The sequence below is a fragment of the Streptomyces sp. NPDC006476 genome, assembly GCF_040612015.1.
GTDB classification, from domain to species: domain Bacteria; phylum Actinomycetota; class Actinomycetes; order Streptomycetales; family Streptomycetaceae; genus Streptomyces; species Streptomyces griseorubiginosus_B.
Genome location: NZ_JBEXPK010000009.1, coordinates 142586 through 154025 on the forward strand (window position 1 = coordinate 142586; position 11440 = coordinate 154025).

At 71.9% G+C, this 11440-nt stretch carries 8 protein-coding genes and 1 pseudogene; 5 read left to right on the forward strand and 4 right to left on the reverse strand.

The genetic code is table 11. The annotated features are described in order from the left end of the window. Window positions 1-86: 86 nt before the first annotated feature. The gene (locus tag ABZZ74_RS12725) at window positions 87-254 is read right to left on the reverse strand and encodes a hypothetical protein (protein WP_165955108.1); all 168 of its coding nucleotides are present in this window, start codon (window positions 252-254) and stop codon (window positions 87-89) included. Between the two features lie 207 nt (window positions 255-461). Here ABZZ74_RS12725 and ABZZ74_RS12730 point away from each other — a divergent pair, with 207 nt between their 5' ends. Further along, window positions 462-1991, forward strand: a complete 1530-nt coding sequence (locus ABZZ74_RS12730) for an SDR family oxidoreductase (RefSeq protein ID WP_356764015.1) — start codon at window positions 462-464, stop codon at window positions 1989-1991. Window positions 1992-2065: 74 nt separating this feature from the next. Continuing rightward, window positions 2066-3439, forward strand: a complete 1374-nt coding sequence (locus ABZZ74_RS12735; RefSeq protein WP_356764017.1) for a deoxyribodipyrimidine photo-lyase — start codon at window positions 2066-2068, stop codon at window positions 3437-3439. A 7-nt stretch (window positions 3440-3446) separates the two neighbouring features. Here ABZZ74_RS12735 and ABZZ74_RS12740 read toward each other — a convergent pair. Next, window positions 3447-4484, reverse strand: a pseudogene (locus ABZZ74_RS12740) (MerR family transcriptional regulator). A 200-nt stretch (window positions 4485-4684) separates the two neighbouring features. Between ABZZ74_RS12740 and ABZZ74_RS12745 the strand changes: the two are divergent. Beyond that, a complete protein-coding gene (locus ABZZ74_RS12745; RefSeq protein ID WP_356764019.1) occupies window positions 4685-5203 on the forward strand; it encodes a hypothetical protein in 519 nt (172 codons plus the stop codon). 23 nt (window positions 5204-5226) lie between these two features. Here ABZZ74_RS12745 and ABZZ74_RS12750 read toward each other — a convergent pair whose 3' ends face one another. Both ABZZ74_RS12750 and ABZZ74_RS12755 read right to left on the reverse strand, forming a co-directional pair. After that, window positions 5227-5742 carry a GNAT family N-acetyltransferase gene (locus ABZZ74_RS12750; RefSeq protein ID WP_356764021.1) on the reverse strand — a complete coding sequence of 172 codons (516 nt, stop codon included), beginning with the start codon at window positions 5740-5742 and terminating at the stop codon, window positions 5227-5229. Between the two features lie 120 nt (window positions 5743-5862). Beyond that, window positions 5863-7311: an APC family permease gene (locus ABZZ74_RS12755; RefSeq protein WP_356764023.1), complete on the reverse strand. Its 1449-nt coding sequence runs from the start codon at window positions 7309-7311 to the stop codon at window positions 5863-5865. Window positions 7312-7437: 126 nt separating this feature from the next. On the opposite strand from ABZZ74_RS12755, the gene ABZZ74_RS12760 reads away from it, so the two are divergent. Further along, on the forward strand, window positions 7438-8622 hold the full coding sequence (locus ABZZ74_RS12760) for an ROK family protein (protein ID WP_356764025.1): 1185 nt from the start codon (window positions 7438-7440) through the stop codon (window positions 8620-8622). A 103-nt stretch (window positions 8623-8725) separates the two neighbouring features. After that, window positions 8726-11425, forward strand: coding sequence for a sugar-binding domain-containing protein (locus tag ABZZ74_RS12765; protein WP_356764027.1), 2700 nt, complete (start codon window positions 8726-8728; stop codon window positions 11423-11425). The last annotated feature ends 15 nt before the right edge of the window (window positions 11426-11440 follow it).

Here is an 11440-nt window from a genome sequence, read left to right on the forward strand (position 1 = left end):
CCGGTCGGCCGTACCCTCGCAGAATCGACCGTCCCGACGCCCCACGGCCTCACCCCCAGCGGGTGACCGGAGCTGCGGAGACCCGCTCAGTCCTCGTCGCCGCTCGGAATCACCACGAGGAACGCGTCGGACTTCAGGTCCATGACGACCGTCGCCGGTTCGCCCTCGGCGCGGCGCCTCGCCGCGTACTCCTCTGCCGGCCACGATCCGCGCGGAGCTCCCGCAGGAAACCGCTCCAACACCTTCGCGCCCATAGCAGCAGCACCTCCAGTTTCAACCTCGACTTCCGACAACGGCTGCGTAGTGTTCGCGTGCCCCCTATCGGCGCGGACATGTCCACCGTTCACGGACGGACCTGTCGACAGGCGTGAGCGCGGCCGACTGCGGAGGCGCTGCATCCGCGACGGCGGCGACAGTGGAAGTGATATCGGGGAGCAACTTCCGCGGAGGGACTGGAGCCGATGAACGCTGACGAGGACGCACCGGGTCTGACGTGCCTGGTCACGGGGGCGACGGGATACATCGGCGGCCGGCTGGTGCCCGAGCTTCTCGCCGCCGGCCATCGCGTGCGCTGCCTGGCCCGGTCGCCGGGCAAGCTGCGCGACCACCCCTGGGCCGGCCGGGTGGAGGTGGTGCGGGGCGACGTCACGGACGCCGACTCCATCGCCGCGGCCCTGCGCGGAGTCGACGTGGCCTACTACCTGGTGCACGCCCTGGGCACGGGCGAGGACTTCGAGGAGACCGACCGCCGGGCCGCCCGCCTGTTCGGCGAGGCCGCCCGGGCCGCGGGCGTGCGGCGCATCGTCTATCTGGGCGGTCTGACGCCCTCGGGCGTCGCGGAGCAGGAGTTGTCGCCGCATCTGCGCTCCCGGGCCGAGGTGGGCCGGATCCTGCTGGACTCGGGCGTGCCCACCACCGTGCTGCGGGCGGCCGTCGTCATCGGCTCGGGCTCGGCCTCCTTCGAGATGCTGCGCTACCTCACCGAACGCCTGCCCGTGATGATCACTCCCAGCTGGGTGCGCACCCGGATCCAGCCCGTGGCCGTGCGCGACGTGCTAAGCCAACTCGTCGGCAGCGCCCGGATGCCGGCCGACGTCAACCGCGCCTTCGACATCGGCGGTCCCGACGTGCTGACCTACCGGGACATGATGCTGCGCTACGCGGCCGTGGCGGGCCTGCCACGGCGCATCATCGTGCCGCTGCCCGTCCTCACCCCCGGTCTGTCCAGTCACTGGGTCGGGCTGGTCACCCCGGTCCCGGCGGGGATCGCGCGACCGCTGACCGAGTCGCTGCGCCACGAGGTCGTCTGCCACGAGCGGGACATCGTCCGGTACGTGCCCGACCCTCCCGGGCATCCCATCGGTTTCGACGATGCCGTACGGCTGGCCCTGCAGCGAGTCCGTGAAGCCCGGGTCGCCACCCGCTGGTCCTCGGCGTCCGTGCCCGGCGCGCCCAGCGACCCGCTGCCCACCGACCCCGACTGGGCGGGCGGCAGCCTGTACAGCGACGAGCGGGAGGTGCTCGTCGACGGCTCCCCGGAAGCCCTGTGGCGGGTGATCGAGGGCATCGGCGGCGACAACGGCTGGTACTCCTTCCCGCTCGCCTGGGCGGTGCGGGGCCGTCTGGACCGGCTCGTGGGCGGTGTGGGACTGCGCCGGGGGCGCCGTGACGCGGCCCGGCTGCGGGCCGGCGACTCGCTGGACTTCTGGCGCGTGGAGGAGATCGAGCCGGGCCGTCTGCTGCGGCTGCGCGCGGAGATGCGCCTGCCCGGGCTCGCCTGGCTGGAGATGCACGCCGGGACATGTCCCGACGGCCGCACCCGCTACCTACAGCGGGCGCTGTTCCATCCGCACGGGCTGCTCGGGCACGCCTACTGGTGGAGCGTCTCCCCCTTCCACGCCGTCGTCTTCGGGGGCATGGCCCGCAACATCGCCCTCGCGGCGGCCCGCGAGCCGGTCACCCCGGCGGGGGAACACGCACCCCGCGGTTGACGGCCGCATCCGCCGTGTCCACAGCGTCGGAAGCAGGTCACCGGAAGCCGTACACACGCCCCCGGAGCACCACCATGAACGTCTCGATCGTCCTGTTCACCGCCGACCTCCGCCTGCACGACCACCCGCCTCTGCGGACGGCGAACGAGTCCCGCGAGGTCGTCCCGCTCTTCGTCCGGGACAGAGGCGTGACCGGCGCCGGGTTCGCCGCGCCCAACCGGCTCGCGTTCCTCGCCGACTGTCTGCGGGATCTCGACGGCGGGCTGCGCGAGCGCGGCGGCCGGCTGATCGTGCGCTCCGGTGACGTCGTCGAGGAGGTGTGCAAGGTGGCCGCCGAGACGGACGCCGACGAGGTGCACATGGCCGCCGACGTCAGCGCGTACGCGCACCGGCGCGAGCTGCGGCTGCGCCGGGCGCTGGAGGCGGAGGGGCGGCGGCTGCACGTCCACGACACCGTGACCACGGCCGTGACGCCCGGCGCGCTGACCCCGGCCTCCTCGGACCACTTCGCCGTCTTCACCCCGTACTACCGGCAGTGGACCGGGGTGCACCTGCGTGAGGCGCTGGCGGCGCCGCGCGCCCTCCGCGTCCCGGACGGTGTCGGTTCCGAGGAGCTTCCCTCGCGCACGCGCCTTCAAGGGCTCGCGGCGGGCCTGGCCGAGGGCGGGGAGACGGCGGGCCGGAGGCGGCTGGCCTCGTGGCTGCGGGCCGGGATCGCGTCGTACGAGGACCAGCACGACGACCTGGCGGGCGACGGCACGTCACGTCTCTCGCCGCACCTGCACTTCGGCACGCTCTCCCCCGTCGAACTCGTCCACCGGGCACGCGCGGCGGGCGGCCCGGGCGCAGAGGCGTTCGTACGGCAGCTCGCCTGGCGGGACTTCCACCGGCAGGTGCTGGCCGCGCGGCCCACCGCCGCCACCGCCGACTACCGCACCAAGCGCGACCGCTGGCGCTCCGAGCGCACCGCCCGCGAGGACGTGCGGGCCTGGAAGGAGGGGCGCACCGGCTACCCGGTGATCGACGCGGCGATGCGGCAGTTGCGCCACGAGGGCTGGATGCACAACCGCGGACGGCTGCTGACCGCGAGCTTCCTCACCAAGACCCTGTACGTCGACTGGCGGGTGGGCGCCCGGCACTTCCTGGAGCTCCTGGTCGACGGCGACGTGGCCAACAACCAGCTCAACTGGCAGTGGATGGCGGGCACCGGCACCGACAGCCGCCCCAACCGGGTCCTCAACCCCGTCACCCAGGCCAGGCGCTACGACCCCGACGGGGCGTACGTCCGCCGCTGGGTCCCCGAGCTCGCCGCTGTCGAGGGCCCCGCGGTGCATGAGCCGTGGAAACTCCAGGGCCTGGACCGTGCCGCCATCGACGACTACCCGGATCCCGTGGTGGAACTCTCCGCCGGTCTCGCCCGCTTCCGGCAGGGGCGCGGCGGCGACTGAGCGCTGTCTACCGCGGTGATTCGGTGCGGTGTGTGCCGGAGAGGACGGCGAGGGCGTCCTCGAGGCTGGGGGGCCTGAGCATGCCGCGGGCCGACCGGCCGGACCGGCCGGGTCCGCCGAGTACGACCACGGGCCGGCGGCGTGCGCCCTTCATCCCCCACTGGGTGCCGGCCAGATGACCGGCCAACGGCGCACTTGCGGTGGAGCGCGCCTGCGCCCACAGCACCACGGCCGACGGTCCCAGTCGCTGCACCGCCGCGGCGAGCGCCTCCGCCGGTACGGCGGCGCCGAACATCCTGCTGGGCACGCCGAGTTCGCTCAGCGCGGCGTTGAGCGCCTCGATCGGCAGGGTGTGCTGTTCGCCGGTACGCAGGCCAGCAGCACGGGGCCGGTGACCGCTGCCTCGGCCCGTGGCGCGGGGGGCCGGGTACTGCGCCGCAGGACGGTGGAGACGTGCCAGGAGAGCAGGTGCTCGACCTCGACGTAACGGTCGCCCGACGACGCCCACTTGCGGCCCACCGCGTGCAGCGTCGGCACCATCACCTCCTGCCACGCGACAACGACTCCGTACCGCGCCACTGCCCCGGTCAGCTGCTCCTCGACGGCCGGGGCGTCCAGGCGTACGGCGGCGCGGGCCAGCCCCCGGCACTCCAGACGCACGTCTCCGAGGGGCAGCGAGCCGGCTGCCTTCGAGCGTTCCGGGGCCGCCGGCTCCACGGGCCGCGGGGGTGTGTCCGGGGGACGCGCCGGCCGTCTTCTTGGCGGCGCGCGCGGCTTCGGCGGGCGGTACCCCCGACGAGGTCAGCCGGCACATCGCCTCCAGCACCGACACGTCCCCAGGGCTCCAGCGCCGGTGCCGTCCGTCGGCGCGGACCGCCGGCCCGATGCCGTACCGGCGGTCCCACGAGCGCAGCGTGGTCGGCGAGACACCGAGCCGGCGTGCCAGCGCACCCGTGGTCAAGGAGACGTCGCCGCCAGCCTCGGCAGCCCGCAGCGAGCCGTCGCCGGTGGTCGCGGTGTGCCCGGGCGGGGGCGGCCGGCTCATGGGACCACCTTACGACGCACGACCGATGCGAGTTTCCGGCCGCCGCAGGCCCGCCCGACCGTCGTCCCCACTTGCCCCTCAGCGGCCCGCCGCGAGACGTGTCGTCGGTCAACTGGTGTTCTCCCAGGGGCGAATGGCTTATTCCGCACCTATTCCGGATATGTCATCGGCATGCGTCGGCACTACTCGGCGGGGGCGGCATGGGTGTGGGCAATGCGGTGGAGCAGGCGCTGAGCGCGGAGCCCGACGAGCAGCGGCGCGAGGTCAGTGGGGCCTTCGACCGCGTCGCCGACGAGGTGCTGGTCGGAACCTGGTACCGCCCGCGGGGCACCGGGATCCGCCGGCTGCTCTTCGACGACCACCGCGCCGGCTCAGACCATGACGCCGCCAGGCACGCCAACATCACCCGTCCGCGGGCCACGTCACGGCACTGGGGCCCGGTGCGCAAAGGGTCGGCCGGCTGGATGACCCACTACAACGCGGCGTGCTTCCTCGCCCTCGCCATGATGCTGTCCGAGGACAGTCTGCCGGACGGCTACGACGCCGGCCACTGGCTGCAGGACTGCACGAGGGCCGCCCTCAACCAGCTCGACCGCAGCCTGCGTACGTCCGACAGCACCCTCACTGGCGACTGGATCGCCCACGACCCCGATCTCGACCCCTTGTGGGGCACCGACGCCGGGCGGGCCTGGGCCCGGTTCATGAAGGCGGCGGACTGACCGCATCGCTGCGGCCGGCGGCGTCAGGCCCCCTCCCCCGCACCGCCCCCGGCGCGGAAGGAGATCCACACGTCCGGCGGCAGGTCGGGGCGGTCCGGGACCGGGCGGGTCTCCTCGGTCCAGGCGCCCGGGGCGAGTGCGGAGGCGACGCGGCGCCAGAAGCGGACGGCGGGCTCGTTCTCGTACTGGAAGGCGATCTCCCACGGGCCGGGGTGGCGCTGTACGACCTCGCGGACCGCGCGTGTCCCGATGCCCTCGCGGCGCGCGCCGCGTACCACGAAGAAGCTGTTCAGCACGCGTGTCGGCCCGTTCAGCCCGCGGACGAACGCGAACCCCGCGGGCCGGTCCCCGCGCAGGAGCAGGTACGGCGCCCAGCCCTCCTCGGTGAAGGCGGCGTCGACCCGCTCGCTGCGGAACGTCCCGTCGGGGTGGGGCAGGACGCCCATGAACCCGGACAGGTCGTGACGGAACATCAGCCACAACCGCTCGACGGTGGGGCGGTCCTCGGCGGTGGCGGGGCGGACGGACACGTCTGGCACGGGGGTCCTGCCTTTCAGCGGGCATGGGAAAAGCCTCCCCGGGCGGATGGTGGTCCGCCCGGGGAGGCTTCACGGATGACGAGACTCTAGCCCAGGCGCGGCAGGGGCACCGCGCCTTTTTCAGGTGGCCGCAGGCTCCGGTTCCGGCGGGGTCAGGTACTCCTCGGAGATCTCCTTCGGGCCGAACGGCCACACCTTCTCGAAGCGCGCCCACAGCACGTACGCGAGACAGCCGAGGGCCAGCCAGGCCAGCGACCACTCGATGGGATGGCGGCCGGGCGAGTTCTTGTCGGCGTATCCGTAGATCACGCACCAGCCCACGAAGGCGACGATGCTCGGCACCGGGTACAGCCACATTCGGTACGGCCGTTTCAGCGTCGACTGCCGCTTGCGCAGCACCGTCAGGGCGATGATCTGGGCCAGCGCCTGGACGATGACCATCACCGTGGTCAGCAGCTGGATCAGGGTCGCGAGGTCGGTGTGCCGGCCGATGAGGAAGCCGATCGCCGTGAACACGCCCATGGTCGCCAGACCCAGCATCGGGAAGCGGTGCTTGGGATGCAGCTTGGCGTAGGGGCGGAAGAAGACCCGCTCACGGGCCGCGTCGTAGGGAACCCGCGAGCCGCCGAGCAGGCCGGTGAAGACGGAGGCGAAGGCCGTGATCAGGATGAGCACGGTGACCGTGTCGGCGGCCGCCTTGCCCCAGGTCTTCTCCAGCACCGCCGAGGCCACCGAGGTGGAGGCGATGTCCTTGGCGTCCGTCATCCGGTGCCAGTCGATCACACCCAGCGTGCCGATCTGCAGCAGCAGGTAGATCGTCATGATGCCGAGGATGGCGTAGATGATCGAGCGGGGCAGGACCCGGCCGGGGTCCTTGATCTCGGCACCCATGTAGGCGGTGGTGTTGTAGCCGAGGTAGTCGTAGATGCCGATGGTCAGACCGGCCGCGAAGCCGATCCAGAAGTGGTTGCTGCCCAGGTCGAAGGCGTGGGCGGGGTAGGTGAAGGCGAGGTGCGCGCTGAAGTCGGTCGCCGCGGCGAGGATCACCAGCACCACGGAGGCGATCATGACCGCCCACATCACCGCGGTGATCCGGGCGATGTTCTCGATGCCCCGCCACAGCAGGACAACCACGAGCACGATGACGCCGAGGCCGATCAGATCGCCCTGGGTCTTGGTCAGGTCCGGGGCGAGATAGCCCAGGTACTGGACGAAGCCGACGACACCGGTCGACATGATGAGCGGGATGAAGAGCATCGCCGTCCAGACGAACAGGAACGGCATCAGCCGGCCCGTGCGGTACTGGAAGGCCTGGCGCAGATAGACGTAACTGCCGCCGGAACCGGGCATCGCGGCGCCCAGTTCGGCCCACACCAGCCCGTCGGCGAGGGCGAGGACCGCGCCCGCGACGAACCCGATCACCGCCTGCGGACCGCCGAAGGCGGCGACCATCAGCGGGATCGTGACGAACGGGCCGATGCCGCACATCTGGCTCATGTTGATGGCGGTGGCCTGGAACAGGCCTACGCGACGGACGAAACCACCATTGGGTGGCGGACTACCGGACATGGGGACTCCCGAGGCACCGGGCGCTGGGCAGCCCAAGGCTGGCCCGGCGAGACTGACTGGCCGATAAAGTTAAGGAGGCTTACTTGATGCGTCAAGAGGCCCCAACAGATAAGTGAGAATGGTGCGATGCCCGCCAGTGACGCCGTAGACCAGCAGGAACAGCCCTGGAACCGCCGGCGGCTGCGCAGCACCAACGAGCGCCTGCTGCTCGACCGGCTGCGGGCCGCGGGGGCGGCCTCTCGTGCCCAGCTCGCGCGGGAGACGGGTCTGTCCAAGCCGACGGTGTCCAGCGCCCTCGCCTCCCTGGCAGCGGCGGGACTCGTACACGAGGTGGGTACGCACGCACCGGAAAGAGGCCGCATCGCCGTTCTGTACGCACCCGACCCGGCGGCCGGCTACGCGCTCGGCATCGACGTCGGCCGCAGCTGGCTGCGGGTCGCGGTCGCCGACCTGGACGGCTCCGTGGTCGCCCGCTCCGAGGTGCGCAACCGGGCCCGCAGCTCCCGGGCGATGGCCGACCTGGTGGTGACGACGGCCCGTCAGGTGGTCGCCGGTTCCGGGGTGGCGCCGGACGAGGTGGTGCACGCGGTGGTGGGCACGCCGGGGGTGTACGACGAGAAGCAGCACCGGGTGCGGTACGCGATGCACCTGCCGGGCTGGGGGCGGGCCGGGCTCTTCGACCGGATGCGGGAGGAGCTGGGCGTGCCGCTGGAGGTGCACAACGACGCCAATCTGGCCGCGCTCGGCGAGTACACCTACGGCGTCGGCGCGGGCAGCAGGCTGTTCGCGTACATCCTGATCGGCACCGGGCTCGGCATGGGCGTGGTCAGCGACGGGCGGCTGTTCACCGGGGCGCACGGGCTGGCCGGGGAGATCGGGTTCCTGCCGTGGCCGGGGCAGCAGAAGCCGGAGCGATTGGAGGACGCGGTGTCGGGGGTGGCCGTGGTGGAGGCGGCACGCCGGTTCGGGATGAGCGGGCAGCTCACCGCGAAGGCCGTGTTCGACGCGGCCCGGCGGGGGGACGAGGCGGCGGTACAGGCGGTGCGGCTGGAGGGCGAGCGGATCGCGCACACGGTCGCGGCCGCGGCGGCCGTACTCGACCCCGATCTGGTGGTGCTCGGTGGCGGAGTCGGCCACAGCGTGGACCTGCTGCTCAAGCCGGTGCGGGATCATCTGCGGACGCTGACCCCGCTGCGGCCGAGGATCGCGCCCAGCCGGCTGGGCGAGGACGCGGTGCTGCTGGGCGCGGTGGCGACGGCGCTCGGGACGGCCCGGGACGTGGTGTTCGAGCGCCGTTCGGCCGCGTCCTGAGCAACTCGCGCGGGCCACACGGTGATTGACACGGCCCACGAGGCGCCTTAGCGTGACCCGCGTTAGTAAAGTTTCCTAACTTTACGAAGGGGCTGGAGACTCCGTGAACAGACACCGTCTCGCCACGGCCGCCGTAGTCCTGGGTCTGCTGGGTCCCCTGACGACCAGCGCCTGGGCCGACCCCCACCACCGGGCCGCCCCACCGGGCCGGCTCACCCGGGTCCCGTCCGCCGCGGGCAGTACGACGGCCCTGTCCGGCTACACGATCCAGTCGACGGCGAAGGTCTCCGACCCGGCGTCCGACGTCTCCTCCCCCGGCTATCCGGCGAGCGGCTGGTATGCGGCAGGCCCCCGCTCCACGGTCCTCGCGGCCCTGCTCGCCGACGGCGTCCACGCCGACCCCTTCTATTCGACCAACCAGCAGAAGATCCCCAAGGCCGACTTCCAGGTCCCCTGGTGGTACCGCTCCGACTTCACGGTCGCCGACACCGCCGAGCGCACCTACCTCGACTTCAGCGGGGTGATCTCGGCGGCCGACGTCTACGTCAACGGCAAGCAGGTCGCCACCACGAAGGACGTCACCGGCGCCTACACCGACCACGAACTGGACGTCACCGCGCTGGTCCGTCAGGGCACGAACACCGTGGCGTTCCGGATCCAGCCCAACGACCCGAACAAGAACCTCACCATGGGCTGGATCGACTGGCTGCAGCCGCCGCCCGACGAGAACATGGGCATCGTCCGTGACGTCGTCGTCCGGCGCGGCGGCCCGGTCGCCCTGCGGGACGCCCACGTGGTGACGAAGCTGGAAGTCCCCTCTTTCGCCTCGGCCGACCTCACCGTCAGGGCGCAGGCCCGCAACGACTCCGACGCGCCGGTGACGGCCACGGTCTCCGGCAGCATCGGTCCGACGACGTTCACCCGGCCCGTCTCCCTCGCCGCGCACGAGACGAAGACCGTCACCTTCACCCCGTCCGACGTGCCCGGCCTCCACCTCACCTCCCCGAAGGTCTGGTGGCCGGCCGGCATGGGCGGCCAGCCCCTGTACGACCTGAACCTCACCGCGTCCGTCTCCGGCACCCCCTCCGACACCGCGCACCAGAGCTTCGGCATCCGTGACGTCCAGGCGCCCCTGAACTCGGACGGCACCCGCCAGTACCGCGTCAACGGCCGCAAGCTGCTGATCAAGGGCGGCGGCTGGTCGCCGGACGAGTTCCTGCGCTGGGACCGGACGTACGTCGAGGACCGGCTGAAGTACGCCCTCGACCTGGGCCTCAACACCATCCGCCTCGAAGGCCACCTCGAACCCGACGAGTTCTTCGACCTCGCCGACCGCTACGGCATCCTGACGCTGCCCGGCTGGGAGTGCTGCGACAAGTGGGAGGGCCAGGTCAACGGAGGCGAGTCCGGCGACAAGTGGACGGCCGCCGACTACCCGGTCGCGCAGGCATCGATGGCCGCCGAGGCCGCCCGGCTGCGCGACCACCCGAGCGTGATCTCCTTCCTCATCGGCAGCGACTTCGCCCCCGACGCGACGATCGAGAAGAACTACCTCGACGCCCTGAAGGCGGCCGACTGGAACGTCCCCGTCGTGGCCGCCGCCTCCGACAACTCCTCACCGCAGCTGGGCAGTTCGGGCATGAAGATGACCGGCCCCTACGACTGGATCCCGCCCAACTACTGGTACGCCAAGCGCGAGGGCGGCGCCACCGGCTTCAACTCCGAGACCAGCGCGGGCCCCGACATCCCCACCCTCGACACGCTGCGCCGCATGATGTCCCCGGCCGAACTCGACACCCTGTGGAAGGACCCGAGCGCCAAGCAGTACCACCGCTCGCCGTCCTCCACCTTCGGCACCCTCAAGCTCTACGACAACGCCCTCACCGGCCGGTACGGCGCCCCGACCGGCCTCACCGACTACGTCAGGAAGGCCCAGCTCGCGCAGTACGAGAACGTCCGGGCGCAGTTCGAGGCGTACGGGCGCAACGCCACCGACTCCTCCAAGCCCTCGACGGGCGTCGTCTACTGGATGTTCAACAGCGGCTGGACATCGCTGCACTGGCAGCTGATGGACCGTTACCTCGACCAGGGCGGCGCCTACTTCGGGGCCAAGAAGGCGAACGAGCCGCTGCACGTCCAGTACTCCTACGACGACCGCTCGGTGGTGGTCGTCGACAACCGGCACGCGGGGGCCTCCGGGCTCACGGTCCGGGCGACGCTGTTCAACCCCGACGGTACGCAGAAGTACGACAAGACGGTCACCGGTGTGAAGGTCAACGGCGACGGCGCGCACGCCTCGCCCCTCACCCTGCCCTCGTCGGTGAGCGGACTGGTGACGACGTATCTGCTGCGGCTGACCCTGACCGACGGCTCCGGCAAGGAGGTCAGCCGTAACGTCTACTGGCTGTCCACCAAGCCCGACACGCTCGACTGGGCCAACACCGACTGGTACTACACGCCGACGACCAGCTACGCCGACCTGAAGGGGCTGACCTCGATGGCGCAGGTGCCGGTCTCGGCCACCGCCTCGACGGTCTCCTCGGACGGTACGTCCACGACGACGGTCACCCTGCGCAACACCGGCAGCGGCAGGACGCCGTCGCTGCTGACCGACGTCCATCTCGTGGACGGGCACGGGCAGCCGGTGCTCCCCGTGCAGTGGAGCGACGACGACGTGAGCCTGTGGCCCGGCGAGTCGGTGACGCTGACCGCCACCTACCGGACGGCGGATCTGCGCGGTTCGGCGCCGAGTGTGCGGGTCTCCGGCTGGAACACGCCGGAGCGGACCGTCCCCGCGCAGTGACGGTGTGGGGCCCGG

Bases quoted from the DNA above. Each gene is read 5' to 3' on its own strand.
- ABZZ74_RS12760 (WP_356764025.1), top strand. From the start codon at position 7,438: ATGCCCGCCAGTGACGCCGTAGACCAGCAGGAACAGCCCTGGAACCGC.
- ABZZ74_RS12755 (WP_356764023.1), bottom strand. From the start codon at position 7,311: ATGTCCGGTAGTCCGCCACCCAATGGTGGTTTCGTCCGTCGCGTAGGC.
- ABZZ74_RS12725 (WP_165955108.1), bottom strand. From the start codon at position 254: ATGGGCGCGAAGGTGTTGGAGCGGTTTCCTGCGGGAGCTCCGCGCGGA.
- ABZZ74_RS12735 (WP_356764017.1), top strand. From the start codon at position 2,066: ATGAACGTCTCGATCGTCCTGTTCACCGCCGACCTCCGCCTGCACGAC.
- ABZZ74_RS12745 (WP_356764019.1), top strand. From the start codon at position 4,685: ATGGGTGTGGGCAATGCGGTGGAGCAGGCGCTGAGCGCGGAGCCCGAC.
- ABZZ74_RS12730 (WP_356764015.1), top strand. From the start codon at position 462: ATGAACGCTGACGAGGACGCACCGGGTCTGACGTGCCTGGTCACGGGG.